A 26,640-nucleotide genomic window follows, 5' to 3' on the forward strand; every position below is an offset into this window, starting at 1 on the left:
CAGCCGTCGGCTGCGGCATGGCAGCAGCCCGTTGAGAGTTCAGGGCTGCTCCATACGGACTTGCAGGGGAACTCCAGCGTCCAGGGATGCACGGGCAACGACAGCACAGGGTCGATAGTGCAGCGGTTCACTGCCGGTGGGTCTCCGCTTCCCGGCGCGCCCGCAGGAGCGCTGGCGTCTTGTGTCAGCATGGTGAGCGCCAGTGGTCTGACGGTAGGCATCCGCCCACGCCCGCACGGCAACGGCACCGATCCTTCGGTCGTGGCGGCGTACCAGGGCGCGGCGTTGAAGTGGACCCGCCCCATCAGCGTGACGTGCGGCCAGTCTCCTGTCGCTATCGGATACGGACAGCTCGTCCCGGGCGCGGACGGCAACATCTACGGCGCCGGCACCGCGTACACCAACTGCGGCTGGCAAGCCGTGATCTTCGGCATATCCGCGACGACCGGGGCATTGCTGTTCGCCAACCGGTCCGCGGACGCTTCCGGCATCGTCGGGGCCTACCGGCGGGGCCTGGTAGTGGAGAACTACGCCGGAGACGGCGTGCGGTACATCGACTACCACGGCAACGACATCGGCCGCGTTCGCGTGGTGTCCGCCGCTGCCGAGATGCCGCAGCGGCTCGCTGTGAACCCCGACGGCTACGTGTTCGCGTACCTCACCAACCGCAGCGGCCCCACCTCCAAACCCGACTGCTGGCGGTACGACCCGGTCAACCGCCTCGATGTGTTCAACATCAGTGGCCGCACCGGCCGTTACACCCTGCCATACTGCGCCGACCCACTCATCAACGCTTGGACCGCTGCCTCGTGGGGGGTGCCGGTCCTGCTGACTGTCACTCAGGCTGGAAGCAGCACCGACCGCCTGATCGCTGTCGATCCCAGGGGCCATCTGCTGTTCACCCGTACCGTCCCCGAAAGAGACGACGCCCGCGACCGCGCCTACGCACCGGTCGCCGTCCAAGCCGACAGCCGCGGCCACATCGTGCTGCTGCGCAATGTCACCTATAACGCGTACACCTCCACCAGCTTTCAGGTAGACACCTACAGCCACACCACCGGCGCGCCGGTGGACTCCTTCGACACCTCCGCGCTCGACTCCGGCGCAGGCGGAAACAGCAGCCAGTACGCCCTAGCCGAAGGCCGTCTCTACGTCGAACAAGTCCAGTGCACCGCCCCGGACGGGCTATGTGGCACTTGGCAGACCGTGCTGGTGTCCATGCCGCGCCCGGGGCTGGGGATGGACGAACCTCGCGCCACGCTCCTGAAATCCAGTGCGCCGCTTCCGGCGCCGGTCTCGACTGTCGCGCTGGGCGACTCCTACTCCTCTGGCGAGGGCAATCCGCCGTTCGACGCCGCTTCCCACGCCTGCGATCGTAGCCCGCAGGCGTGGCCCCGGCTGCTGGCGGTAGACGACGCGGCCGTGCATCTCGTAGCGCACCTGGCGTGTTCAGGGGCGGAAATCTCGGCGCTCAGCTCGACGTTCAAGGGGGAACCCGCACAGGTGACGACCCGTCTGCGTTCCCTTCGGCCCGCACCGAGCCTGGTCACGCTCACTATCGGTGGAAACGATGTCGGCTTCTCCCGCATCCTGACCCACTGCTTCCTCAGCGACTGCGTCCTGGATCGCACCGTCGCCCACGCGAGGAGCTACATCAGCCAGACGCTCCCGGGGAAGCTGCTGAGCGCCTATCAGCTGGTCAAAACGACAGCTCCGCATGCCCGGGTAGTCGTGGTCGGCTATCCGCGGTTGTTCCCCGCGCAGCAGTCGGCCACCAGGCGGTGCGGCTGGCTCACACCTTCTGAGCGCTCCAATCTCAACGACCTGGCCGCGCAGATGGATGCCGCCACCCGGGCCGCGGCCGCCCGCGCTCACGTTACCTACGTCTCGGTCCTGAACAGCTTCCACGGTCACGAACTGTGCAGCGCCTCACCATGGGTCTACGACGTCGGCCGGAACGGCGGCGACAACCGCGGCCACCCCCTACCCGCCGGACAACGCGCCATCGAATCCGCAGTACGGCGGGTGATCGACGCCGTCTGACCACCACCAGGCCACACCGCCGGTGAGTGTCGCGAGGCTGGAGTGGCCTTGAAGGGTTCGCCCGGCCGTCCTCGCCTCAGTGACGCGCAGATCGCCCGGCTGGAGCAAGAGTTGCAGCGCGGGTCCGCTAGTCCACGGATGGGCGCACCAGCGGTGGACGCCGACCTTGGCCTCATTACGCGTCTCGTAGTCCTCGGCCGCCGCCGGACTGTAGGCCACGCCGGGCTCCGGCGCTGCGGGAAGCTTCGCGCGTCCGCGCGATCCTCACGGTCTTATCCCGCTGTCGTCTCTGCCATCGTTGGTGTGCCTGAGCCGTGTCGACCGAGCCCGGTACTGCTTCAGGACGGCACTCCGCGCTGACGATGGTGTACTTACCTGCGAGGACACTGCGGCGGTGCGTTCACCGCTGCGGCGCTCGTGCTGTCGGTCGCCGTGGCACTCGGCACGGCACCGGACTGGGCACCTACCGCTGGGTCGTCGAGCGAACCTTCGCCTGGCTCCACGGTTTCAAACGACTCCGCATCCGCTGGGAACGACGAGCTGACATCCACGAGGCTCGCCGCGGAGTTCGCCAGGCTCAGCCACAGCCGATCGGCTGGGACGCTCAATTCTACGGCACTCCGGGAGACCCGAACTCCGGCGAGGCCGCTGCGTCATCGAGCGGACCCGCTGAGGCGCAAAGCGCCGTTTACGAACCGATACGGCCGGTACCAAGAATATCGGGCCTGCCCGCGGTTGGCCGCGCTGCTTCCACACCTTCGCTTCGGCAGCACAGGCACGACCACCTCGGCCTCGGCTGGAGGCGTTGTTCCGACGCGGTATCCCCAGCGTGTGGCGTGATGCCGGTGGCACCAGCCCGTCAGGATCATGGCATGCCACGATTAGCCGGTGCGGCGGCGCCGCGGGGGCCTGGTTGGTGCGGCCATCGCCCAACTCACCAAAGCCAACTCTCGCAGATGTGTTGGCAACACTCGCGCCGAGGACTCTGCCGTAGCACAGGTACAAAGCCCCTTCGCAGCCGACGCGCTGGTCTGCGCCTATTGGGCGGTATGGCATATCAGCCCATACGACCACCTCGGCCCCCGCGGACGGACGCGTTCTCCGCTATCAGAATGGGGTTGCTGGGCCGGCATGGAGCATGGGCCCGCAGCCGAGACAGACGTCCGCATGGACCCCGACGACCCGGCGGCTCCTGGACAATTCGCACGGCCTCGGCTGTTCGACGGTGACCGCGATGCCGCACGGCCATTTCTGCCTCGCACCTGTCCGACGGTGCGCTTCCACGGGCAGGACCGCGGTGGCAACCGGGTGCCGCGAGGACAAGTAAAGGTGCGGGCACTGCTCGGCATCTGGCGGGAGTCCGTCACCAAGATCCGGGCCATGTGCGGGCCAACTCCGTAACCCTTTCGACAGGCCGGGCGCCACCTTGGGGACCTCAGCGCCGTCGGGGTACGGCGGTGAGAGTCGATTCGTTCACACGTCGAGTGAAGCAAGTGCCCTGCGAGTGACGTCGGCTGGGGCCGCAGCGATGACGTTGTTGAGCGCGTCCATGGAAGCCTGAAGGTCGCTGATGGCCTGAGCGATGCGGTCGCGTTCCTGGTGGAGGTCGGCGAGCAGGTCCGAGCAGGTGGGGACGAGACGGTCGCCGGTATCCCGCAGGCACGGCAGGACCGCGGTGATGGTGGAGGTGCCCAAGCCGGCGGCGAGCAGGCTGCGGATGCGGCGGACCACGGCGACGTCCTCCTCGACGTATTCCCGGTAACCGCTGGGACGACGCTGCGGATGGAGGAGACCCTGCTCCTCGTAGTAGCGCAACAAGTACACGGCCACATCGGTCCGCCGGGACAACTCACCGATACGCACAGGGACCTCCTGACAGTCGCGCGGACATTGCCCGTTCGGGCTTGACTCTCATACCCATGTGAGACTTTAGCGTCTGCGGCATGAAGGTGAACAAGGGTTTCGCGACGCTCGCCGCACTGTGCGTAAGCGTCTTCGTCGTGGGTACCTCGGAGTACCTGATCGCCGGGTTGCTGCCCCAGGTCGGCGAGGATCTGGACGTCTCCGTGGGAACCGCCGGACAAGCAGTGACCGCATACGCGCTCGGAGTCGTGGTCGGAGGGCCGCTCATGGCCCTGCTGACCTCGCGTCTGCCGCGCAAGGGCCTCGCCATCGGGCTGATGCTGCTGTTCGCGGCGGGCAGTGCGATGAGCGCCGTGGCGCCGTCGTTCGGCCTGCTCCTGGTGGGCCGCGTGGTGTCCTCGCTGAGTCACGCCGCTTTCCTGGCGCTGGCGCTGGTCACGGCGGTTCGGGTGGTCCCGGCTGAGAAGACGGGCTCGGCCATCGCCACCGTGGCCTCCGGCTTCACCGTGGCCACGCTCCTCGGAGTGCCCCTGGGGGCACTGCTCGGGCAAAGCGCCGGATGGCGGGCTCCATTCGCCGCGCTGACCGTTCTGTCCCTGGTGGGCACCGTGCTCCTGGCCGCCGTACTGCCCCGTCAGGAAGCACCGTCCACGCGGTTGCGTGACGAGATACGCGTGGTGACCCGTCGGCCGGTCATGCTCGCCATCGCCACCACCGCGGTGGGCTTTTCCGGGGTCGCCACACTGTTCACCTACATCGCGCCGCTGCTGACCCGGGTCTCCGGCTTCTCCGCCGACGCGGTCTCCGGTCTGCTGCTCGCCTACGGCGCGGGTAGCTTTCTCGGCAACCTCACCGCCGGAAAGCTGACCGACAAGTCGATGAGCGCCACCGTACGCGGGGTCTTCGGCGGGCTCGCGGCGACGCTCTCGCTCATCCCGTTCGCCGTGGTGTGGCAGCCCACCGCCGTGGCGGCAGTCCTGGTACTCGGTCTGTTCGCCACCGCGACCATCGCCCCGCTACAGGGACTGATCCTGTACCACGCGGGCGCCGCGCCGAGCCTGGCGGTGTCCGTCAACGTGGGCGCCTTCAACCTCGGTGCGGCAGCCGGCTCGGTCATCGGCGGCGCGATCGTCGCCGCCGGTGCTCTGCGGTGGACCGGCCTGGCGGGCGCGGTCCTGAGCCTGATCGGACTGGCCCTGACCTATCTCGTCCTGCCCCGGACACGGACATCGGCGAAGGACGCCGGACACGAAGCCTCGATCAACGCCTGATTCCCCGTCCCAGCTGCGGTACCCGGGCCGAGCGGGTCTCCCTGCCCGCCCGGCCGCTGGCGGCCGCACCCACCAGTCAACGTTCTGATCACCGGCGCGGCCAGTGCCGTGGGCGGCATCGCCTGCCAACTCCCCCGCCGCACCGGGGCCACCGCCCCCGCCTACACCGCACCGATCGGCGAATGGCTCTCTGGCAGTGCCTCTGCCCGGGAACGCGTCATGCGCGGTCTCGACCCCGCCGACCGCGCCACGGTCATCGCCGCGCTGTACGCCTACGAGGCCGCCCTGGAGCAGGCAGGCGGCAAGTAACGGAACGCGCAGCAGCGGGGTTGGCAGAGGGCGGCATAGCGCGGCCACCCGGACGCTGGCCCCCTTGGCTGACGCTGTCCGGAGCAGGATCAACTGGCGGCGGAGTCGCGGGCGGTGGCCGTCGTGGCGTCCGGGTGGATGGTGAAAACCTGGTCCAGACCGATGATGCCCAGGATGCGGGCGGTGTTCGCGGGAACCGCGGCGAGGGTCATGTCGCCGCCGTGTTCGATAGCCACACTCCGAACCGACAGCAGAGCGCTGATCCCGCTGGAGTCGCAGAAGTCCAGGCCGGCCAAGTCAAGGACCAGCAGTTGCCCCGCGGCGACCGCCAGGCCGTCTACGGCCCTGCGCAGTTCGGGTGCCGTCGCGTAGTCGAGGTCACCGGTGATCTCCAGGACGGGACCGGTGGCGGTGGCTCGGGCGGTGATCGTCAGAGGGTTCATGTCAGCTCGTCACTCGCGGTGGTGGGAAGCGGGGCGGGCACGCCGAGGGCGAGCAGGGCGGTGTCGTCGTCGAGCCCGTCGCCGAAGGAGGCGAGCAGCCCGCTCAGGGCGGTGATGAGAGCCTGCGGGCCCGTCGGCGGCTGGGCGGCGATGAAAGCACACAGAGCGTCCTCGCCGTACAGCTCACGGTCCGGCCCGGTGCGGGCCTCGGTCAGGCCGTCGGTGTACAGGAGCAGGGTGTCGCCGGGCAGCAGATCGGCGCGGGCGGCCGTGAACGGGGCCTGCGGCAGGACGCCGACGAGCAGGCCGCCCGGAGTGGGAACCCAGTCGGTGCTGCCGTCCGCGCGCTGGATCACCGCGGAGGGGTGTCCGCCGGAAGCCAGGTGCACGCCGACGTGGCCCTCATCGGTTTCCAGGACTCCGAAGACGGCGGTGCAGTAGCGGCCCTCGCCGCTGGCGTACCGCTCGTGCAGCACCGTGTTCAGGGTGGTGAGGACGGTGACCGGGTCGGCATCGTGCAGGGCGGCGGCGCGCAGGGTGTAGCGGGCCAGTGAGGTGACCGCGGCAGCTTGGGGCCCCTTGCCGCACACGTCCCCGAGGAAGAACGCCCACCGGCCGCAGTCCAGGGGGAACAGGTCGTAGAAGTCTCCGCCCAGCAGATCCGGGGATGCCGTGTGGTAGTAGGAACCGGCCTCCAGGCCCGGGATCGCGGGCAGCTGCGAGGGCAGCAGGCTCTGCTGGAGAACGGCGAGCGCCTCCTGGAGCCGGACGCGATCAGCCTCCGCCCGCCGGCGCGCCGCTTCAGCCTGCCGGTGGGCTTCCTCAGCCGCCTCGCGGCCGCGCAGCAACTCCGCCTCGTAGGCGCGGCGGTCGCGGGCGTCGAAAACGGTGGTGCGGATCAGCAGGGGCTCGCCGTCCTCGCTGGTCTTCACCTTCGAGGTGACCAGCACCGGCATCCGCGCCTTTCCGGCGGCCCTGATGTCCAGGGCGATGCCGCTGACCTCGCCCTTCATCTGCAACAGCGGCGCGAAGTGCGTCTCGTGATAGAGCTTGCCCCCCACAGTGAGCAGATCGGTGAACCGCATCCGCCCCACCACCTGCGCACGCTCCATGCCCAGCCAGTCCAGCAGGGTGGTGTTGATCCTCGCGATGGTGCCGTCCATCAGCGTCGACAGATATCCGCACGGGGCCTGCTCGTACAGCTCCTCCGCACTGTCCTCCAGCAGTGAGGTGAACACCGCGTCCGTGGTGTCCACGTCCTGCTCCTCGCCCGGCTCGGGCGCCTGGTCGGTCCTGCACATCACCGGCTCGTCCCGACGAACTCGATGATCGCGCCCGCGGTGGCCTGCGGCGCGCTCAGCTGCGGGCAGTGACCCGTCGCCTCCAGCGTGACCAGGCGGCTGCCGGGGATCGCCGCGTGGACGTAGGCGCCGACCTCCCGGGGCGCGATCACGTCCTGCCTGCATTCAAGGACCAGCGTCGGCGCCGTGACCGTTTTCAGGTCCTCGCGGCTGTCGGACAGGAACGTCGTGCGGGCGAAGACGCGAGCCATGTCCGGGTCGGTCGCGCAGAACGAGGCGGTCAGCTCCTGGCCGAGTTCCGGGCGGTCCGCGTTGCCCATGATGACCGGGGCCATCGCCGCCGACCAGCCCAGATAGTTCGACTCCAGCGACTCCAGCAGCTCGTCGATGTCCTCGGCACTGAACCCGCCCCGGTAACCGTCGTCGTCGATGTAACAGGGCGACGGCGCGACCATCACCAGCCGGGACACACGCCGCGGGGCCTTCGCCGCGGCGAGCACCCCGACCATCGCGCTGACCGAGTGCCCCACGAACGTCACGTCCCGCAGGTCCAGCTCCTCGCAGACCTCCAGTACGTCCCGCGCGTAGCCCTCCAGGGAGCTGTAACGCCGCTCGTCCCAGGCCGACGGGTCCGCCCGGCCGGAACCCACGTAGTCGAAGAGCACCACCCGGTAGCTCTCAGCCAATGCGGGAACCACCGTGCGCCACATGTTCTGGTCACAGCCGAACCCGTGCGCCAGCAGGAGCACCGGCCCGTCTGCACAGCCGGTGACGGTGACGTTGTTCCTGCGACGGATATCCATACCCGCCAGTTTCCCATCCCCCCGCCCCACCCCGGGCAGCGGCCCGAGGCCGTGGCGGACTGCGGGCCGCGGCTTCCATCACCGCCGTCCGGCGGAGCGCCGTGCGAAGGGGGGCTCCGATCCCGTTCCGCCCGGATCGGCCGCTCTGCTGTTCCCTGGCCGTCAGGGGCGAGAGCAGCCATTGGCCCGCGTCAACGCCTGAGGGCACCGCAGGAGCCGAGACGTCGACACAGGGTCGCGGCTCGTGCCGTGCCGGTCAGCGGAGGCTTAGCCCCTGCGGCTCAGACAGGATTTCCGTCGGCGACGCTCGGTGTGCGGTCATGGGCGAGGTCGACCGGCGGCAGGTCGCGTACCTCGTCCTTGGTCAAGCTGAGCCGGACGTCGCCGGTGACGCTGACGACCGCGTCGATGGGGATCGCGACGCGTCGCTTTCCCCACAAGTGGCCCTCGTCCAGCAGCACATGGCTGACGTGGTAGTCACCGGTGTCCACGGCCAGGCCCTGGACCCGGCCGATCTCACCGTCGGTCGCGTGCACGGCGTCACCCCGGCGGATCTCCACCTCGCCGGTGGGAATACGGTCCCGCGTGATGAGGCGCGGCCCAGGAACCGGGAGAACGGGCCTCATGGCGACCGCGCCTGTCCCCATACCGAGTCCGTAGTAGGGGAGAGCGAAAATCTCGCCGCCCGCATAGCCCCACTCATTGTCCGGTGCGGGCACAAAATGCTTCTCGTCGGCGCTCGACAGAGCCTCGAACTCGGCCGTGGTGCAGTGCAGTGCGATCCGTGCGGCGGACTGGTCGATCAGACCGACAGGTACGAGGCGGCCGGCCGCGTGGTGGTACTTGGGCTCGATCACCAGGTGAGTGAGGGTTCTGGCGACCGGGTCGACGACCACCCGGCGCAGGACCCCGAAGGCGCCGTCCTCGTCGGAGACTTCTGCGCCGATGGTGAAGGGCCTCGTCGTGAGTGTCATGGCTTTTCCTCGTTCCGCATCGTGTGCGGACGCCCAGTGAGATCAGTGCGGGCGCCGGGGCGGTCGGTTGCGTACGTCGTACGTCCGGCCCCGCTGCGCAGTCTGTCCCGCGCACCCGCGGTCCGCGCAGATGCCGAACGGCCCTTCCAGGGGCCGAAGGGCCCTGCTCGGCAGTTCCCGTCGATCCACCGTCGCGGATGGATGCGTCCGATGGGATTATCACCTCGGATCATGGTCGACGTGGTCGAACGCCGCTACAGTTGCCGTGACGTCCGTGACCCCGGCGGCATACCGCACAGTCGATACGGACGTACCTGAGGCGAGTGAGACGATGATCCATCGCCCGACCATCCGAGTGCTTCCGAGCGAGCTTCCGGACCGGCCCTGTCGCCTCCGGACTGCGCTGTTGGCGTGGTTGCCTCCACTCGCGTAACCGGGCCGCATGCCTCGCCAGTGCCCGGGCACCGCGTGACCGGAGCGCGGCACCGCGCGGCATTCCTTCCGCAGGTTCGCTCAACTCGTGCTCAATTCAGCGCCCGCGCCCGGTGACCGGGACCCGCGCCTCGAAAAGAGGTCCGCAGTGACTCTGCGCAGAACGAAGCCGGCCGCCGCTTCCACCCGGAACCGCGAAACCGAGCGACTCCTCGCCCGCCGACGCTCGATCATCATCTGGTGCGACCGCCACCTGATCGCCATCCACGCCCTGTCAGCCCTGATGACGGACGATCCGATCGTGGTCGAAGCCGCCATGGCCGAAGTGCTCGCCGCACCGGACTCCGTCATCACAACGCATCGGACGCGCTCTTCACCTGTCCCACCTCACGTCCCCCACATAAGGGACCGGTGCCCCGAAACGGCGTCAGTCGCGCTCGACCGGGTGGAGCTGGCGCTGATGCTGATCGGTGACCAGAGCTGCGCCGACGCCTCGCAGCGGCTCGGAGTCTCCGAACGCTCCGTCAGCGTCCGCCTGAACGCGGGGTTGTCGGCCCTGTTCGCCCCGTGCGACGGCGATTCGGTCCGCTCCGTACTCCATGGTCTCCCGACCGTCCCCGTCCGCCGCGATTGACCCTGTCCGGCGGTGAGGTCGCAAGCGGACGAAACGGTCCCCCGACGGCGCGTCTCACCGCGGTTTTCCTGACGGCCCCGCCGCGGCGGGATTCTGCCGCACGGCGATCCTGCGACCGGTGACCCGCCGGGGCACGATGGTGATCCGCCTCGAATGCGGTATCCGTGCCCGCCGCCTGTGCGGGCAGCGCGTCCGGTGCGGTTCTGAACGACACATTGCCCTGCGCAACCAGCTCCGCGACCGTCGTCTCCAGCGCGTTCGCCAACCACAGCAGGAACGTGACGCCGGGCACAGCGGCCTCCTCCTCCACAAGCTGGAGGTAGCCACCCGCGGAACCAGCCCGTCCTGCGACCTCCTCGCGACTCAGCCCCAACTGCTCGCGCCGCGGCCGCAGGAGGTCAGCCGGCCAAGGCCGTCGCCACGGGGGCCACGGGCGGGAGTTCGCTGTGCCGGGCTGTGGTGCGGAGCTCCGGAACCGTAACGACGGGGCAATGGGATTCCCTGACGCACGCGCGGGTCACCGGACCGAGTTCGGTCGGCGAGCCGTCCCTGTACAGGCTCTGCCCGAGCGTCAGAAGCAGAGCGTCGTCGCTGTAGCGCAGGAGTACCGCGACCGGCGGCCCCTCGGCCAGCACCGCCCGCACGTCAGCGCCCGGATGGGCCATCCGGACTGCGGCCACCGCGACTTGGACCAGCCTCTGCCCGGACTCCCGGTCCTCGGCCGGTGTACGGCGCTCCGCCACGGTGGCATACGGCGCACGCCGACGTACCGACGGCTCCCAGGCGTGCACCGTCACCAGGGGCACCTTGCGTGCCTCCGCTTCCGCCACGGCCCATCGCAAGGCAGCAAGGGACGCACGGGAACCGTTCACCCCGACGACGATCGGCCGCGCTCCGGAAAATTCCCTCAGCTTGGTCTCTTGGATTTTCATAACTCCACGATGGTGCGGCACCGGTACGGCGGCCAAGGGCCGACCGGCTCTCCGAAATGGATTTGCGGCCAGTCCTCAGGAGAATCCGGTGGACGCAGGGGGCCGCTGAGCCGGAGAGGAGGGACCACCCGGCCCTACCGACGACGATCTGGCGCGGCGACGATGCGGATATGAACTACAGGACGGCACAGACGAGTTGGACGAACGGGAGCGTCTGAGGGCTGCTGATATGACCTCCGCCGGTCACATCCTCTCCGCCCGTCACGCACTGCCCGCGGTCCTGCCGGTCGATATGTCCTGGACCAGGAATCCGCCATCCTTTCTGAGGAGCAACGCAATGGCACTTCTGATTTTCCTTCTCGTCATCGTGGTCATCCTGGCCATCGTGGCCATCGCCATGGCGGTCAAGGTGATCAAGCAGTACGAGCAGGGAGTTCTGTTCCGGTTCGGGCGGCTGGTCGGTGCCCGTCCGCCGGGGCTGCGGTTCATCGTTCCGTTCGTCGACGTCCTGCACCGGGTGTCGCTGCGGACGGTCACCATGCCCATCCAGTCCCAGGGCATCATCACCCGGGACAATGTGAGCGTCGATGTGTCGGCCGTCGCCTATTTCCGAGTGGCGGACGCCGTGAAATCGGTGATCGCGATAGAGAACGTGAACACGGCGATCAATCAGATAGCGCAGACGACCCTGCGCAAGGTCGTCGGCCAGAACACCCTCGACCAGACGCTGTCGGAAACTGACCGGATCAATCTGGACATCCGCGAAATCCTCGATGTGACGACCACCGAATGGGGCGTCGAGGTCACCCTGGTCGAACTCAAGGACATCCAACTGCCCGACAGCATGAAGCGCGCGATGGCCCGCCAGGCGGAAGCCGAGCGGGAGAAGCGAGCGAAGATCATCAACGCCGAAGGCGAATCGATGGCCGCCGCCGCGCTCGGCGACGCCTCGGACATCATGATGGACCACCCGCTGGCGCTCCAGCTCCGCAACTTGCAGAGCCTGGTCGAGATAGGCGTCGACAAGAACACGACCGTGGTCTTCCCCGCCCCCCTCATGAGCACCATCGGCGAGCTCGGATCCTTCCTCGCCCGTGAGAAGGCAGCCGCCGCGGCCCCCGTACCGCCGACCGGCATGGTGAAGACCGTCCCCGTCCCCGTCCCCGTACTGAACGGCTCCAACGCCAACGCATCGGTGTGATCGACCGGTAGCGGCAGCCCGACGTGGACCGCCGGACTGCCGCTGCCGAGCCCCCAGCGTGGGCCGTCGTGAACAGAGTCGAGGAGGAACTCAGTTGAGTACGCAGGTGCACGATGAGGCGTCCGGAGAAACCTCGCACCCGACGAGTACGCACAAGACGGCGAAGAAGCGGCAGTTCGGACTGCCGACGGCCACCGCACTGGTCATCGGATCGGTGATCGGCACGGGAGTCTTCGCGCTGCCGAGTGCCTTGGCGCCGTACGGCCCGATCAGTCTGGTCGCGTTCGTCCTGGTCACCGTAGGCGCTCTGGCGCTGGCGTTCACCTTCGGGTCGCTGTCGAAGAGAGTGCCGGGTTCCGGCGGCCCGTACGTCTACGCCAGAGACGCCTTCGGGGACTTCGGCGGCTTCCTCAACGCGTGGTCCTACTGGATCACCGCCTGGGCCGGCAACGCCGCGATCGTCGTCGCGTGGGTCGGATACGTCGAGGTCTTCTGGAACACCGGGCACGCCAAGCTCTGGTCCGTCGTGATCGCCATGGCGGGTCTGTGGATACCCGCGGTCATCAATCTCTCCGGGGTGCGGAACATCGCCATCACGCAGAACGTCACGACCGTGCTCAAATTCATTCCCCTGCTGTTCATGGCCACCGTCGGGCTGCTGTTCATCAAGGCGCACAACTTCGGGCCGCTCAACCCCACCGGCACCTCGGCGACCGCGGCGATCTCGGCCGCCGCGGCCATCGCGCTGTTCAGCTACATCGGCATCGAGACCGCCTCGGTGGTGGCCGGCCGCGTACGTGACCCTCGGCGCAATGTCGGACGGGCCACGGTGCTGGGCACCATCGGCTGCGCCGTGGTGTACATCCTGGGCACGGTCACCGTGTTCGGCACGGTCTCCAACGCCGCCCTGCAGAAGTCGACAGCACCGTTCACCGACTCGGCCGACGCCATCTTCGGCGGCCGTTGGGCCGGCCAGACCGTCGCCGTCGCGGCGATCGTCTCCGGCCTGGGCGCTCTGATCGGCTGGACCCTGGTCGTCGGCGAAATGCCCATGGCAGCCGCGAAGGACCGCCTGTTCCCGGCGGTGTTCGCCCGCGGCCGACGCGGCATACCCGCGTTCGGCATCATCAGCTCGACCTTCCTCGCCTCGGTCCTGACCGTGGTCAGCTACACGCGCTTCGAGAAGGTCTTCACCACGCTCGTCCTGCTCTCCGTGGTCACCGCCGTCATCCCCTATCTGTTCAGCGCGGCCGCGCAGTTGTACTGGCTCCTCACGCGCGGCCGGCAGACCCACTGGCAGCACCTGGTCCGCGACTGCGGAGTGTCCGCGGTCGCCCTCGTCTTCTCCTTCTGGTCGCTGGCCGGCAGCGGGTACCAGGCCGTCTACTACGGCCTGTTCTGCGTCCTGCTGGGTCTGCCCGTCTACATCTGGCTGAAGTCGGGGCGGGGCGAGTACGGCGAGAGCCTCGTCGTGCCCTTCGACAGCGCCGCCCTTCCCGAGGTCCCTGAGACCCCGGTGGGCAGTCGGCTCACCCCGGCGCCCGCCACCCTCACCACCGACACCGGAGAGATCCCGTCATGACGCGACCGACACAAGCTGTTCCCGCCGCCGAGCGCCCCGCCGACCGAGCCGCCGGGAAAACCAGGTCGACCCGCACGCCGGGAGTCCACTCCGAGGTCGGCCAACTGCGTGAAGCCGTTGTCCACCGTCCCGGGCTGGAACTCAGCCGCCTGACTCCCGGCAACTGCGACCAACTGCTCTTCGACGACGTGCTGTGGGCTGCCAGAGCCCGCGAAGAACACGACGCGTTCACCCAGGCCCTCCGCGACCGCTTCGTCACCGTGCACCATTTCGACGTACTGCTCGCCGAAACACTGGCCCTCCCCGAGGCCCGGGCGTTCGTGCTGGACCGCGTCTGCACGGCCGAACAGGTCGGACCCACCCTGGCAGCCCCGTTGCGGGCGCTCGCCGACGAGACCGACGCCGCGACACTGGCCGAGCTGCTCATCGGGGGCGTCACTCGCACGGACCTGTCACCGCTGCGGGTACGCAGCCTGCGCTGGCAGACCCTGGACCCCGACGACTTCGTACTGGCGCCCTTGCCCAACACGCTCTTCCAACGCGACAACTCCGCCTGGATATACGGCGGTGTCACCATCAACCCGATGGCCAAGTCCGCCCGGCAGCGCGAATCGCTGCACAGCAGGGCTGTGTACGACTTCCATCCGCTCTTCGCCGACCGCGCGTTTCCCCGCTACTACGGAGACGACGACAGCAATCACCAGCCGGCCACCTTGGAAGGCGGTGACATCCACGTCCTGGGGCGAGGCGCCGTCCTGATCGGAATGGGAGAGCGCTCCACCCCCATGGGCGTGGAAATCCTGGCCCGAGAGCTCTTCCGGACCGGTCAGGCCACCACCGTCATCGCCGTGCAGCTCCCGAAGTCCCACGCGTTCATGCACCTGGACACCGTCCTGACCATGATCGACACGGACACCTTCGTCCGCTACCCCAACCTCGACCCGAAGGACATGCGCACCTGGGTGATCGAGCCGGCCGACCCGCACGAGGTCGTCGAGCACGACACCGCGGCGCTGCACGTGGAGCAGCGCGACGACCTCTTCGCCACCATCGCCGACGCCTTGGGCATCGAGAAACTACGCGTCCTGTCCGCCGAGGAGGACGCGCGAGCCGCCGAGCGAGAGCAGTGGGACGACGCCAACAATTTCCTCACCATCGCCCCCGGCATCGTCGTCGGCTACGAACGCAACACCGTCACCAACAGCATGCTGCGCGACAACGGCATCGAGGTCATCAGCATCCCCGGCAGCGAGCTGGGCCGAGGCCGCGGCGGAGCCCGGTGCATGACCTGTCCCACTCAGCGCGACGGCATCTGAACCGCCTCCGCCCCGCCCGCACGCCGCCGTACCGCTCAGAAACGAGGTCCGCCCCATGACGACGACCACCGCCCCGACCACCGCCTTTCGGCATCCCGGTTCGCTCCTGAAGGAGACCGACCTCGACAAGCAGCAGTTCCTCGCGCTGATCACGCGCGCGGCGCAGCTCAAGCGCGACAGGGCCGGCGGCACCGAACGGCCCGCGCTGACAGGCCGGAACATCGCGCTGGTCTTCGAAAAGAGCTCCACCCGCACCCGCTGCGCATTCGAGGTCGCCGCACACCAGCAAGGCGCCCATGTCACCTACCTCGGGCCCGAGGGCTCCCACATCGGTCGTGAGGAGTCGGTACGCGACACGGCGCGGGTGCTGGGCCGGATGTTCGACGGCATAGAGTTCCGCGGTTTCGCCCAGGACACCGTGGAGCAGCTCGCCGACCATGCCGGCGTCCCCGTATGGAACGGGCTCACCGACTCCTGGCACCCGACCCAGACGCTGGCCGACGTGCTCACCATGACCGAGCACCACCCCGGCCCCATGTGGCAGATCGCGTACTGCTTCCTCGGGGACGGCCGCAACAACGTCGCCCGTTCGCTTCTCGTCACCGGCGCCCTGCTGGGCATGGATGTGCGGATCGCGGCGCCGCGCGAACTGTGGCCCCCCGACGACGTCATCGCCACCGCCCGGAACCTCGCCACGAACAGTGGCGCGCGCGTCCTGGTGACCGAGGACGTCGAGCAGGCCACAGCGGGCGCCGACTTCGTCTACACCGATGTGTGGGTCAGCATGGGCGAGTCCGACGAGCAGTGGAAGACGCGCATTCCGCTGCTCCTGCCGTACCGCGTCACCGAGAAGGTCCTGCTCGGCTCCGGCAAGCCCGACACCAAGTTCCTGCACTGCCTGCCCTCGGTCCACGACAGCAGCACACCACTCGGTCAGCGCCTCAACGACCAGTACGGGCTCACCGGCGCCGAGGTCACCGACGAGGTCTTCGAATCCGCTCGATCGATCGTCTTCGACCAGGCGGAGAACCGCCTGCACACCATCAAGGCCGTCCTCGTCGCCGCGCTGGGTGACTGAGGTGCGCATCGTCGTCGCCCTCGGCGGCAACGCGCTCCTGCGTCGTGGCGAGAAGCCCGATGCCGCGCTCCAGATCGGTCACATCCGCGCCGCGGCTGAGGCCCTCGCCCCGCTCGCCGCCGAGAACGAACTGGTCATCTGCCACGGAAACGGACCGCAGGTCGGCATGCTCGCGCTCGAAAGCGAGAGCGACACCTCGTTGACGCGCCCCTACCCGCTGGACGTACTCGTCGCCCAGACCCAGGGAATGATCGGCTACTGGCTGGTCCAGGAACTGCGCAACGCCGGGGTGACCAAGCCGATCCTCAGCATCGTGACCCAAACGGTCGTGGACGCGGAGGACCCGGCCTTCGCCAGACCGACGAAGTTCGTCGGACCGGTCTACGACCAGCCGCAGGCCCGCCTGCTCGCCGAACTCCACGGCTGGGACATCGCCCCCGACGGCGGACGCTGGCGACGCGTCGTGTCCTCGCCCCACCCGCAGCGCGTCCTCGAACAGGGCACCATCACCCACTTGCTCAGGCAGCAGTCCGTGATCATCTGCGGTGGCGGCGGCGGAGTACCGGTCGCCGAAGACGACGCCGGACGGATCCACGGCGTGGAGGCCGTCGTCGACAAGGACTTCACCGCGGCGCTGATCGCCATCAAGGTGAACGCCGACCGGCTGCTCGTCCTCACGGACGTGCCGGGCGTGATGGAACACTTCGGCACACCCCAGGCGATGCTGCGCAGGCGGATCAATGTGGACGACATGAGCCGGATATCCGTCCCTGACGGCTCCATGGGCCCCAAACTCACCGCCTGCGCCCGATTCGTCACCGCGACTGGCCGGAAAGCGGCCATCGGCTCGCTGTCCCAGGCCGCCGCGGTCCTGAACGGCAGCGCCGGGACCACCATCGCCGAACACCGGCTCGGACAAGTGGACGCGCGCTCCCGAAACGGTGGCCGACGCGCCTCGGTGGACGGGTGACTCGAAGGAAGAGCGGACGGTCGGCTGAGACCGAACAAAGGGCATGGCCCGCACAATTCGAGCTTGAGGTCCGAGCTTGAGACCCGAGCTTGAGATCCGAACGCAAACGATCAGCAGGAGTTCCGATGAAAGATCTGCCCGTGGACCAGACCGACCGGATCGTCGTGGGAGTGGACGGCTCCGCCGGGTCCGAGGCCGCGCTGCACTGGGCGATGGAGTACGCCCGACAGGTGGGGGCGTCGCTCTCGGCGGTCGCCGCATGGCAATACCCCAGCATGTACGGATACTCCTGGGGCTACCTGCCGTCCATGCCCGACGGCGGAAACTTCGCCATTTCGGCCGAGAAATGCCTGGAAGAAACCGTCGCGCGCGTCCTGAAGAACCAGAACGGCAGCATGGTCCAGGTGGCAACCCACTCGGTGGAGGGGCACCCGGCACAAGTCCTCACTGACGCCACACGCGACGCCCGGCTGCTGGTGGTGGGAACCCGGGGACACAGCACCTTCGCCGGCGTCCTGCTCGGTTCCGTCAGCCAGCACTGCGTCCAGCACGCGTCCTGCCCCGTCGTAGTCGTTCCGCAGCCGGTCGCGACCAGCGACCCGGCCGACGAATAACCTCGCAGGAATTAGGTGATCCCACCTCGATCAACCGCGCCCGCACGCCGCAGAACCGGCACCAGCCTCCCGAACTGGCGCGGGCTCAGCCCCGGTGACCGGGACTATCCAGGACGGCTCGCCGATCTGCGTTGGTTCGCCCGAACAGGGCGGGGCCTGCAGATGTCAGACCCGCGGACGTACGAGGCGCAGCTCGCCTCGATCGCGAAAGCATGGGCTTGGGAAAACGACGTTGCTGAAGCCCAGGCCCGGAGGATGCCCGAGCCCCAACTCCTGTCTGCCGGAGGCGGGGGGCGGCAGCGCCGCAGGAGCTTCACCGGCCTCGACGTGTACGGGCTGCCGCCTGCGGTGCGGCTACTTGTTGCCCTGCGCACCCGGCCCGGTGGGACCGGAACATCTGGCGCGGCTGCGCGAGCGCGGCGAGGTGACCCATGAGATCGAAACTTTCGGTGCCTCGGACGTGCTCAGAAGCCGTGCAGCCATTACCTCGACCAGCCATAGTTTCCGAAACTTCTCCGAAAGTGTTGACACGTTTCGCGGGCGTTTCCACACTGAGTCCCCGAGGCGACGGCCCTGCCGACTCGGTGGAGCCGGAACGGTCGACGCCTACGAATCCGCGGGCGTGTCCCGCGTGTCCCCCCACGTTCTGTGAATCGGTTATGGAGGCTCTGCGATGAGCACAAAGGCCATACCCCCGCCCCCGCCCGGGACCCGACGACGGCTCAGCCGTGTCCACCGGGCCGTCGTCGCCGTCGCGACCGGCTCGGTCGTGGCGGCCACGGCGGTCCTGGTGGCGGCGGCTCCCTCGGGCGCCGCCGCGACGTCCCTCGGCGCGGCAGCCGCGCAGAGCGGGCGGTACTTCGGCACCGCCATCTCCTCGGGCAAGCTCGGCGACTCGGCCTACACGACGATCGCCGACCGCGAGTTCAACATGGTGACGGCCGAGAACGAGATGAAGATCGACGCCACCGAGCCCCAGCAGGGCCAGTTCAACTTCAACGGCGGCGATCAGGTCTACAACTGGGCCGTACAACACGGCAAGCAGGTACGCGGCCACACCTTGGCCTGGCACAGCCAGCAGCCGGGCTGGATGCAGTCCCTCAGCGGCAGCGCGCTGCGCCAGGCGATGATCAACCACATCAACGGCGTGGTTGGTCACTACAAGGGCAAGCTCGCGCAGTGGGACGTGGTGAACGAGGCGTTCGCCGACGGCGGTTCCGGTGGACGACGCGACTCCAACCTCCAGCGCACCGGCAACGACTGGATCGAGGTCGCCTTCCGGACGGCGCGGGCGGCCGATCCGAACGTGAAGCTCTGTTACAACGACTACAACATCGAGAACTGGAACGACGCCAAGACACAGGGTGTCTACAACATGGTCAAGGACTTCAAGGCCCGCGGCGTTCCGATCGACTGCGTCGGCTTCCAGTCCCACTTCAACAGCGGCAGCCCGTACAACAGCAACTTCCGTACCACGCTCCAGAGCTTCGCCGCTCTCGGCGTCGACGTGGCCATCACCGAGCTGGACGTCCAGGGCGCGTCGCCGACCACGTACGCCAACATCACCAACGACTGCCTGGCGGTCTCGCGTTGCCTCGGCACGACGGTATGGGGCGTCCGGGACAGCGACTCGTGGCGCAGCCAGGACACGCCGTTGCTGTTCGACAACAGCGGCAACAAGAAGGCCGCGTACACAGCCGTCCTGAACGCTCTCAACGCGGCCGGAGGTGGCACGACCACGCCTCCCACCACACCTCCGACCACGCCCCCGACCACTCCTCCCACGACCCCGCCGGGCGGCGGAAGCAACGGTCAGATCAAGGGGACGGGTTCGGGGCGGTGCCTGGACGTGCCCAACTCCACGACGACCGACGGCACGCAGGTCCAGTTGTGGGACTGCTCCGGCGGCAGCAACCAAAAGTGGACCTTGACGTCGGACGGCGAACTCAAATCCCTCGGCAAGTGCCTGGACGCGGCCGGCACCAGCAACGGCGTCAAGGCGCAGATCTACTCCTGCTGGGGCGGCGCCAACCAGAAGTGGCGCCTGAACTCCGACGGCTCCATCGCCAGCACCCAGTCGGGGCTCTGCCTGGACGCGGTCGGCACCGGGACCGCCAACGGCACCCAGATCCAGATGTACTCCTGCTCCGGCGGCAGCAACCAGAAATGGACATGGGCCGGCAACTGACCGCGCCCCACTTCATCCGATGAGGTGAGGGACGTCTTCCGGCGCCATGGGGCGCGCCGGAAGACGTCCCGTCGCGTGGACGGACGGGGGCCCGCGCGGCGCCCGGAGCACGGTCGCCGAAGGGGCCATTCGTGATCCGCCGGACAGAACCTAGGCCCGGTGGCGGCGCCTGTCGCGCGGATCCGGGCGCGATCGGGTAGTCAGGAACAGTGGACAAGGACGCGACCGACCCCTTCGTGCATGTCCGGGGCGCCAGTGAGAACAATCTTCGGAACATCGATGTCGACGTTCCGCGGGACGCGATGGTCGCCTTCACCGGCGTCTCCGGTTCGGGCAAGTCCTCGCTCGCGTTCGGCACCCTCTACGCGGAGGCCCAGCGACGCTACTTCGAGTCCGTGGCACCGTACGCCCGAAGGCTGTTGCAACAGGTCGGCGCACCGCATGTGCGGGAAATCACCGGACTGCCGCCGGCCGTCGCCCTGCAGCAGCGACGCGGCTCGCCCAGCTCGCGCTCGACGGTCGGCACCATCACGACGCTGTCCAATCTGCTGCGCATGCTGTACTCCCGCGCCGGCACCTACCCCCCGGGGGCCGCGCGGCTGGAGGCCGAGTCGTTCTCACCCAACACCGCGGCAGGTGCCTGCCCGCAGTGCCACGGACTGGGCGTCGTGCACGACGTCGCCGAGGACCTGCTGGTCCCGGACCCCTCGCTGAGCATCCGCGAGGGGGCGATCGCCGCCTGGCCGGGCGCCTGGCAGGGCGCCAATCTGCGCAGTGTCGTGAGCGGCCTGGGGATCGACATCGACCGGCCGTGGCGCAGGCTCAGGAAGAAGGACCGGGACTGGCTGCTGTACACGGACGAGCAGCCCTCCGTGTACATCCAGCCGCAGGAGGACCGCGTCGACTACGGCTACCAGGGCACGTTCTGGAGCGCGCGCAAGCACGTCATGCACGTCCTCGCCGACTCCAAGAGCGACAAGATGCGCGAACGGGCGCTCCGGTTCGTCAGGAGTGTGCCCTGCCCCGAGTGCCACGGCAGCGGACTGCGGCCCGAGGCAATCGCGGTGACCTTCGCCGGACGTTCCATCGCCGAGATCAACGCGATGCCGCTCACCGAGGTCGTGGCGCTGCTGCGGCCCGTCGTGGGGCGGTCCGAGGCCGACGCCACCACGTCGACCGCCCGGTCCGGGGAGACGACCGAGGCCGCGGTCCGGATCTGCGGCGATCTCGTCGCGCGGATCGACGTACTGCTCGACCTGGGCCTGGGATATCTCAGCCTCGGGCGCCGCTCGACGACCCTGTCGCCCGGCGAGGCGCAGCGCCTGCGGATCGCCACCCAACTGCGCTCGGGGCTGTTCGGCGTCGTCTACGTCCTCGACGAACCCTCCGCCGGGCTGCACCCGGCCGACGCGGAACCGCTGCTGGACGTGCTGGACCGCCTCAAGGCGGCGGGCAATTCGCTGTTCGTCGTGGAACACGACATGGACGTCGTGCGGCGGGCGGACTGGGTGGTGGACATCGGCCCCGGCGCGGGTGAGGGCGGCGGACGCGTGCTGTACAGCGGCCCGGTCGCCGGTCTTGAGCGGGTCGCGGAGTCGGCCACGAGCCAGTACCTGTTCGGGCGCGCTCAGCCGCTCGAACACCGCCAGCGCACACCGCACGGCTGGCTGCGTCTGAGCGGCGTCTCACGCCACAATCTGCGCGATGTGTCGGTCGACGTGCCGCTGTGCGTGCTGACGGCGGTGACGGGTGTGTCCGGTTCCGGGAAGTCGACGCTGGTGACGCAGGTGCTCGCCGAGGTCGTGCGCGGCCACCTCGGGCTCGTACCCGAGGAGCCCGACGAGGCGGAGCTGGAGGTCGACGTCCAGGACGCGTCGGGGGTCGAGTCGTTCGACCGGCTGGTCCGGGTCGACCAGCGGCCCATCGGCCGGACTCCCCGGTCCAACCTGGCCACGTACACGGGGATGTTCGACGCGGTGCGCAGGCTGTACGCGGGGACGGAGGAGGCCAGGGCGCGCGGCTACTCGGCCGGGCGGTTCTCCTTCAACGTGCCCGAAGGGCGGTGCGAGACCTGCCAGGGCGAGGGATTCGTCGCGGTGGAGCTGCTGTTCCTGCCCGGCACCTACGCGCCGTGCCCGACCTGCCGGGGCGCCCGCTACAACGCCGAGACGCTGGAAGTCACCTACCGCGGCAAGAACATCGCGCAAGTGCTGGGAATGTCCGTCGACGACGCCGCCGGGTTCCTGTCCGCCGTCCCGGCCGCCTCCCGCAGTCTGGAGACGTTGCGCGAGGTGGGACTCGGGTACCTGCGGCTAGGGCAGCCCGCGACGGAACTCAGCGGTGGCGAGGCGCAACGCATCAAACTGGCCACCGAATTGCAGCGGGCCCGCCGCGGGCACGCGCTCTACCTGCTCGACGAGCCGACGGCGGGGCTGCACCCCTCGGACATCGCGCTGCTGCTACGACAGCTGCACCGGCTCGTGGACGCCGGCAACACGGTCGTCCTCGTCGAGCACGACCTCGACACGATCGCCACCGCCGACTGGGTCATCGACCTCGGACCGGGCGGCGGCGACGCGGGCGGGCGGGTGGTCGCGGCGGGGCCGCCGGACAAGGTGGCGAAGGCCCGCCGCAGCGCCACCGCGCCCTACCTCGCGGCCCGCCTCGCGCGCTCCTGACGACGGCGCGAAGCGCTGACCACCGGCGCTTCAGCCGCGTCGGTCGTCGAGGCGGGCGAGCCGGGTCAGGGAGGCGACGACCAGGGCTTGCACGCCGGTGTCCAAGGTGGGCTGGAGGACCGGGGCGAAGCGGGCGCTGTGGTTGACGGGGATGTCCTGGGCGACGGTGCCGCGCCGCTCGGCCGCACGGTAGGCGTCGGGGTCGGTGCAGCCGATGCCCCAGTAGGTGTACGGGGTGCCGAAGGCGTCAGGGACGCGGCTGAAGTCCTCGCTGGCGCTCTGCAACGCGCTGGTACGGGCCCGCTCGCCGAAGTAGGCGGTGAACGCGGCGGAGACGTCGGCGGTGACGGCCTCGTCGTTGACGGTCGGCGGGAAGCGGCCGCCCTCTTCGTACTGCGGGTCCCGGGTCGCGCGGGAGGCGTCGCACTCGGCTGTGACGATGCGCCGCACGGCGGCCAGGACGGCTTCACGGGTGCCTTCGTCGTAGGTGCGCACATTGAGCTGGATCTCGGCCGTGTCCGGGATCACGTTGCCGGTCGTACCGGCGTGGACGGAACCCACGGTCAGCACGGCGGGCTCGGTCGCGGCCAGCTCTCGGGAGACGATCGTCTGAAGGCGGACCACGATCATCGACGCCATGACCACCGGGTCGATCGCGGCCTGGGGAGCGGAGCCGTGGGCACCCCGGCCATGGACGGTGATCTTCAGATTGTCCGCCGCCGAGAGGAACGACCCGGAGCGGGTGCCCAGAGTCCCGGCGGGATAGGGCAGTACGTGCTGGGCGAACGCCACGTCCGGGCGGGGGACGCGGTCGGCGAGACCGTCGGCGAGCATGCGGTCGGCGCCGTCCCCGGGTTCTTCCGCGGGCTGGAACAGGGCGACGAGCGTGCCCTGCCACGACGTCGGGGAGGCCGCCATCAGCCTGGCCGCGCCCAGCAGACAGGTGACGTGCATGTCGTGGCCGCAGGCGTGGGCCACGGGGACGTCCCGGCCGGACGCGTCCGTGGCGGTGGCCGTGCTGGCGTACGGGAGACCGGTGTCCTCCCGGACCGGCAGCGCGTCCATGTCGGCCCGCAGCAGGACGACCGGCCCGTCGCCGTTGGCGAGTACGCCGACCACGCCGGTGCCGCCGACACCCGCGTGCACCCTGTAGCCCCACTCCGTCAGGCGCTCGGCCACCCGAGCCGCGGTCCTGTGCTCCTGGTGGCCCAGCTCGGGATGGGCGTGCAGGTCCCGGTAGACGTCCTCCAGCTCGGAACGGATTTCCGGCAGTCCGGCCAGGACGACGTCCGCGGGAGCCGCCGTACCGGTGGAATCGTCGATCGCCACAGCCGCCAGCTCCTCGCCGATGGGGGTTGCCCGGATGGTTGACCAGCTGGTCGACCAGCTCGATGACCCGACGGTAACCCGGCCCCTGCCGTGCTGCCTGACCTGGCATTCGTGATCACCGCTGCCGGGTGAGCCGGGGCCGCCCGCCGCCCGCGTACCCGCACCGGCCGCCTTCCGCCTTCCGCCTTCCGCGGGCGCGCCACGACGCGCGGACGGCCGTGTACGCACGCGTCGGCTCGGCGTCGATCAGACCGTGAGCGGGCGGGAAGCGCCGTGACCGAGCGGGCAGGCCCGTGACCCGCGTGCGAAAATGGCCCTACGATCGCGCCACGATCCGCAAGCCCACGCGATCCACGACGCATCCCTTCTGCCGACCCGATCGACGCACTGGGAGGCTCTCGGTGAGCCAACGACGCAATGGATGGCCGACGCTGGTCCACGAGGACATGGCGGCCATGGTCGGATACGTCAACCGGGTGGTGCAGGTCGCGGGCAAGTACACCCTCGACGAGCTCTTCGAAGTCGGCTGGGGAAACGTCGTCCTCGACGTCACTCCCCGCGGGCTCAGGACGCCGACGTTCCGGCGGCGAGGGGTGACCTTCGCTGTGCACTACCGCCTGCTCGACGGTGACGTGGTCGTCGAGGCCGACGCGGGCTCGCGGACGGTGCCCTTGTCGAACGGATCAGTCGCCGCGTTCTACGCGGCGTTCCGCGACGCGGCGGCCGAGCTGGGCATAACCCGGCCGCGTACTTCGCTGATCTGCGAGATTCCGGATTGCGAGCCGACCTTCGAGGACGATCACGTCGAACGCGCCTGGGATCCCGGCGTCGCCCGGCTGATGTGGCAAGCGCTGAACCTCGCCGCCGGCGGACTCGAAACGTGGCAGGCGCCCTTCCTCGGGCACCGCCCCCGGGTCGGGGTGATGTGGGGCGGCTTCGACCTGTCCGCGACGCGGCACCGGGCGCGGCCCACCGAGCCGCCGCCCGATCGTCCGGCGTTCATGCAGAACGCCCAGCTCCGGGAGTACGTGGCGGTGGGTTTCTCCTTCGGGGACGCCACAGCGCCCGGCGCCGGTATGTACGCCTACATCTGGCCTCAGCCGGACGGCCTCGACGGCCGGTCCTGGGGTGTCGACGGGGCGGTCTGGAATCCCGACGCCGGTCTGGTTCTCCTGCCGTGGGACAGGCTCAGGGAGACGGCCGACCCGCACCAGGCCATCGTGACGTTCGGTGACGCCGTCTACGACGCCGCCGTCGGGCTGTCGGGCTGGCCGTCCGACCTCATCGGGCCCCGCGTCGACGGCTGGTACATGAGCCGGACGCGGCCGGACGCCGTCCGGGGCCTGCGCCCCTGAACCGAGCTGGTTGGGCCGACCACGACGCGGGCGCCCGGGCAGCCCTTCGCGGCGGACACGATGGGGACACCTCAGGATTCGGGAATGATCTTGATCGCGCTGGACCACTTCAGTCCGAGCCGGTCCTGGAGCGTCATGTGCAGGAACTGGAACGCCTCCAGTTCCAGGGCGCGGCGCAGCGGTCCGGCGTCGATGGGGCGCAGGCCGCCGCTCGTGACGAATTCGGTGACGGTCGCCCGTGCGTCGTCGTCATCCGTGGCGATGAACACGTCCAGAGGCTGACCGGCCACTTCGCCGGCCACGAGCGTGGTCGCGAACGTCGTGTTGAACGCCTTGACGAAGCGGGCCTGCGGAGCCTCGGCCGCGACGAGGCTGACTGCGGTCACGCCGGGCGGGGTGACGAGCGAGTCGAAGGTGGAGAAGTCGACGGGGTTGCAGATGTCCACGACGACCTTGCCCGCGAGGGCCCGGGCGTGTTCACGGGCCACCGTCTTCGCCGCTTCGAACGGCAGGGCGAGCACGGTGATGTCCGCGCCGTCCAGCGCGTCGAAGTCCGCGCCGCTCGCGTCCGCGCCGAGGTCGGCGGCGAGGGCGTCCGCCTTGGCCCGGTTGCTGTCCACGAGACGGACCCGGTGGCCGCCCGCGAGGGCGCGGGTGGCTATGCCGCGGGCCATGTTGCCCGCACCGACGATCGTGATCTGCATGGCTGACTCCTTCTTCCGTCAAGGCCGACGAGGGCCGCGACCGAGCGCCCGGAGAGGGGTATACGGCTGGCACCGTCCGGCTCCGTGCTCGGGGCGCGCGGCCACCGGCTCATCACGGTCGAGTGCGGCCAGAGCACACCGGGCCGTACGCACCCCGCGGCACCGGTCGCGGCCGAGGCGACGCTGCTCCGGTCCCGCCATGGTGCGGCGCCCTCTGAAAAGCCCAGCTCAGGACGGTCCCGAGAACGTCGGCGACTCTGTCATCCTGCGGGAAGCGGCGGACGCCCGCATCCGGAGCGGTGACCCGAGACAAGCCCCCGCGGCGCGACGCCAGGGTGCCCGATGTGTCAGTGGTGACCGTGGGCGGTGTCGGACGCTCCGCCGAACAGGCGGCCCACGGCCCGGAACGGCAGGGACACCACCGTGGCGACAGCGCTGCCGATCTTTCCGAGTACATCTGCGATGGCCTTGAACATGGCTCACCCTCCTTCGGTACGCGGTGCGGTTGTCCGGCACCGCGTGTGGAGCCTCACATGGTCCCCTACCCGGATAGTGGCCACCCATGGGCTCTCCCGCTCGTTCTCATGGGAACTGTCCGCGCGACCGTGTAGGACGGCCCC

The 26,640-nt window shown here is 69.3% G+C and carries 22 protein-coding genes and 1 pseudogene; 13 read left to right on the forward strand and 10 right to left on the reverse strand.

Going from position 1 to position 26,640, the window contains the following annotated elements; all coding sequences use genetic code 11:
* The first annotated feature begins 189 nt into the window (after window positions 1-189).
* Complete coding sequence (locus ABZX65_RS05660) at window positions 190-2,043, forward strand: SGNH/GDSL hydrolase family protein (protein ID WP_355335093.1); 1,854 nt, start codon at window positions 190-192, stop codon at window positions 2,041-2,043.
* 422 nt (window positions 2,044-2,465) lie between these two features.
* A pseudogene (locus tag ABZX65_RS05665) lies at window positions 2,466-2,600 on the forward strand (transposase); the annotation flags it as partial.
* 916 nt (window positions 2,601-3,516) lie between these two features.
* Here ABZX65_RS05665 and ABZX65_RS05670 read toward each other — a convergent pair.
* The gene (locus ABZX65_RS05670) at window positions 3,517-3,906 is read right to left on the reverse strand and encodes a MerR family transcriptional regulator (RefSeq protein ID WP_266608394.1); all 390 of its coding nucleotides are present in this window, start codon (window positions 3,904-3,906) and stop codon (window positions 3,517-3,519) included.
* Between the two features lie 80 nt (window positions 3,907-3,986).
* Between ABZX65_RS05670 and ABZX65_RS05675 the strand changes: the two genes are divergently transcribed.
* Window positions 3,987-5,177 (forward strand): MFS transporter, encoded by a 1,191-nt coding sequence (locus ABZX65_RS05675; protein WP_355335095.1) that lies wholly within the window; start codon window positions 3,987-3,989, stop codon window positions 5,175-5,177.
* Between the two features lie 398 nt (window positions 5,178-5,575).
* On the opposite strand, the gene ABZX65_RS05680 is transcribed toward ABZX65_RS05675, so the two are convergent.
* The 4 genes from ABZX65_RS05680 to ABZX65_RS05695 form a co-directional block, all read right to left on the reverse strand.
* Window positions 5,576-5,929, reverse strand: coding sequence for an STAS domain-containing protein (locus ABZX65_RS05680; protein ID WP_355335098.1), 354 nt, complete (start codon window positions 5,927-5,929; stop codon window positions 5,576-5,578).
* Window positions 5,926-7,230: a SpoIIE family protein phosphatase gene (locus ABZX65_RS05685; protein ID WP_355335101.1), complete on the reverse strand. Its 1,305-nt coding sequence runs from the start codon at window positions 7,228-7,230 to the stop codon at window positions 5,926-5,928. The genes ABZX65_RS05680 and ABZX65_RS05685 overlap by 4 nt, the downstream gene beginning before the upstream one ends.
* Window positions 7,230-8,033 carry an alpha/beta hydrolase gene (locus ABZX65_RS05690; RefSeq protein ID WP_355335103.1) on the reverse strand — a complete coding sequence of 268 codons (804 nt, stop codon included), beginning with the start codon at window positions 8,031-8,033 and terminating at the stop codon, window positions 7,230-7,232. Before ABZX65_RS05690 ends, ABZX65_RS05685 begins: the two co-directional genes overlap by 1 nt.
* Window positions 8,034-8,314: 281 nt before the next feature.
* Window positions 8,315-9,007: a PRC-barrel domain-containing protein gene (locus ABZX65_RS05695; protein ID WP_355335105.1), complete on the reverse strand. Its 693-nt coding sequence runs from the start codon at window positions 9,005-9,007 to the stop codon at window positions 8,315-8,317.
* A 580-nt stretch (window positions 9,008-9,587) separates the two neighbouring features.
* Here ABZX65_RS05695 and ABZX65_RS05700 point away from each other — a divergent pair.
* The gene (locus ABZX65_RS05700; RefSeq protein WP_355335108.1) at window positions 9,588-10,073 is read left to right on the forward strand and encodes a hypothetical protein; all 486 of its coding nucleotides are present in this window, start codon (window positions 9,588-9,590) and stop codon (window positions 10,071-10,073) included.
* Here ABZX65_RS05700 and ABZX65_RS05705 read toward each other — a convergent pair.
* Window positions 9,964-10,566: a helix-turn-helix domain-containing protein gene (locus ABZX65_RS05705; protein WP_355335772.1), complete on the reverse strand. Its 603-nt coding sequence runs from the start codon at window positions 10,564-10,566 to the stop codon at window positions 9,964-9,966. The two genes, ABZX65_RS05700 and ABZX65_RS05705, sit on opposite strands and share 110 nt — an antisense overlap.
* Window positions 10,472-11,005, reverse strand: coding sequence for a universal stress protein (locus ABZX65_RS05710; protein ID WP_355335111.1), 534 nt, complete (start codon window positions 11,003-11,005; stop codon window positions 10,472-10,474). The genes ABZX65_RS05705 and ABZX65_RS05710 overlap by 95 nt, the downstream gene beginning before the upstream one ends.
* 337 nt (window positions 11,006-11,342) lie before the next feature.
* On the opposite strand from ABZX65_RS05710, the gene ABZX65_RS05715 reads away from it, so the two are divergent.
* The 8 genes from ABZX65_RS05715 to uvrA all read left to right on the forward strand — a co-directional run bounded on the left by ABZX65_RS05715 (window position 11,343) and on the right by uvrA (window position 22,632).
* Window positions 11,343-12,206, forward strand: coding sequence for a slipin family protein (locus tag ABZX65_RS05715; RefSeq protein ID WP_355335114.1), 864 nt, complete (start codon window positions 11,343-11,345; stop codon window positions 12,204-12,206).
* A 94-nt stretch (window positions 12,207-12,300) separates the two neighbouring features.
* Window positions 12,301-13,788: an amino acid permease gene (locus ABZX65_RS05720; protein WP_355335116.1), complete on the forward strand. Its 1,488-nt coding sequence runs from the start codon at window positions 12,301-12,303 to the stop codon at window positions 13,786-13,788.
* Entirely contained in the window at window positions 13,785-15,104 is a 1,320-nt protein-coding gene (locus ABZX65_RS05725) for an arginine deiminase (protein WP_355335118.1), read from the forward strand. Before ABZX65_RS05720 ends, ABZX65_RS05725 begins: the two co-directional genes overlap by 4 nt.
* A 55-nt stretch (window positions 15,105-15,159) precedes the next feature.
* Window positions 15,160-16,182, forward strand: a complete 1,023-nt coding sequence (gene argF, locus ABZX65_RS05730) for an ornithine carbamoyltransferase (protein WP_355335120.1) — start codon at window positions 15,160-15,162, stop codon at window positions 16,180-16,182.
* A 1-nt stretch (window position 16,183) separates the two neighbouring features.
* Window positions 16,184-17,152: a carbamate kinase gene (locus ABZX65_RS05735; RefSeq protein ID WP_355335123.1), complete on the forward strand. Its 969-nt coding sequence runs from the start codon at window positions 16,184-16,186 to the stop codon at window positions 17,150-17,152.
* Between the two features lie 125 nt (window positions 17,153-17,277).
* Window positions 17,278-17,766, forward strand: coding sequence for a universal stress protein (locus tag ABZX65_RS05740; protein ID WP_355335126.1), 489 nt, complete (start codon window positions 17,278-17,280; stop codon window positions 17,764-17,766).
* 673 nt (window positions 17,767-18,439) lie between these two features.
* The gene (locus tag ABZX65_RS05745) at window positions 18,440-19,954 is read left to right on the forward strand and encodes an endo-1,4-beta-xylanase (RefSeq protein WP_355335128.1); all 1,515 of its coding nucleotides are present in this window, start codon (window positions 18,440-18,442) and stop codon (window positions 19,952-19,954) included.
* Window positions 19,955-20,163: 209 nt separating this feature from the next.
* A complete protein-coding gene (uvrA, locus tag ABZX65_RS05750) occupies window positions 20,164-22,632 on the forward strand; it encodes an excinuclease ABC subunit UvrA (RefSeq protein WP_355335131.1) in 2,469 nt (822 codons plus the stop codon).
* Between the two features lie 30 nt (window positions 22,633-22,662).
* Here the strand turns inward: uvrA and ABZX65_RS05755 are convergent, their stop codons facing one another.
* Complete coding sequence (locus ABZX65_RS05755; protein ID WP_355335133.1) at window positions 22,663-23,961, reverse strand: amidohydrolase; 1,299 nt, start codon at window positions 23,959-23,961, stop codon at window positions 22,663-22,665.
* A gap of 401 nt (window positions 23,962-24,362) precedes the next feature.
* On the opposite strand from ABZX65_RS05755, the gene ABZX65_RS05760 reads away from it, so the two are divergent.
* On the forward strand, window positions 24,363-25,316 hold the full coding sequence (locus tag ABZX65_RS05760) for a DUF5996 family protein (RefSeq protein ID WP_355335135.1): 954 nt from the start codon (window positions 24,363-24,365) through the stop codon (window positions 25,314-25,316).
* A gap of 71 nt (window positions 25,317-25,387) precedes the next feature.
* Here the strand turns inward: ABZX65_RS05760 and ABZX65_RS05765 are convergent, their stop codons facing one another.
* Together ABZX65_RS05765 and ABZX65_RS05770 are read right to left on the reverse strand one after the other, a co-directional pair.
* On the reverse strand, window positions 25,388-26,020 hold the full coding sequence (locus ABZX65_RS05765) for an NAD(P)-binding domain-containing protein (protein ID WP_355335137.1): 633 nt from the start codon (window positions 26,018-26,020) through the stop codon (window positions 25,388-25,390).
* A gap of 347 nt (window positions 26,021-26,367) precedes the next feature.
* The gene (locus ABZX65_RS05770) at window positions 26,368-26,496 is read right to left on the reverse strand and encodes an LPFR motif small protein (protein WP_355335140.1); all 129 of its coding nucleotides are present in this window, start codon (window positions 26,494-26,496) and stop codon (window positions 26,368-26,370) included.
* Between the last annotated feature and the right edge of the window lie 144 nt (window positions 26,497-26,640).

Source organism: Streptomyces sp. NPDC003300 (assembly GCF_040610915.1).
Lineage (GTDB): Bacteria > Actinomycetota > Actinomycetes > Streptomycetales > Streptomycetaceae > Actinacidiphila.